The 348-nt window shown below is 65.2% G+C and carries 1 protein-coding gene; it reads left to right on the top strand.

Translation table 11 applies throughout. The features are described from left to right. The coding region (locus tag R5H29_RS22165) for a sigma 54-interacting transcriptional regulator (protein ID WP_332329868.1) at positions 1-348 on the top strand (348 nt) is incomplete at both ends.

Consider the following 348-nt stretch of genomic DNA (forward strand, 5'->3'; position numbering starts at 1 on the left):
ATTGCCGATATGCCGATCGCGACCCAGGGAAAAATTCTCCGCGTGCTGACCGAGCAGAGCTTTTCCCGCGTCGGCGGGCAGCGGGTGGTGCGCGTCGATGTGCGGGTGGTTTCGGCGACGGCGCGCGATCTTGCCCGCGAAATTGCCGAGGGGCGGTTCCGCGAGGATCTCTATTACCGCCTCAACGTCGTTCCCGTCCGCATCCCCAGCCTGGCCGAGCGGCGCGAGGATATTCCCGCGCTAGTCGATCATTTCGTCGCGCATTATGCAAGCGAGCGCCGCGTGCCGACCCCGGATGTCGCCGCCGACGCCATGGTGGCGCTGCAAAGCTATGAATGGCCGGGCAAT

The sequence above is a fragment of the Stenotrophomonas sp. A3_2 genome (assembly GCF_036624925.1).
Classification (GTDB): Bacteria; Pseudomonadota; Gammaproteobacteria; order Xanthomonadales; family Xanthomonadaceae; genus Stenotrophomonas; species Stenotrophomonas hibiscicola.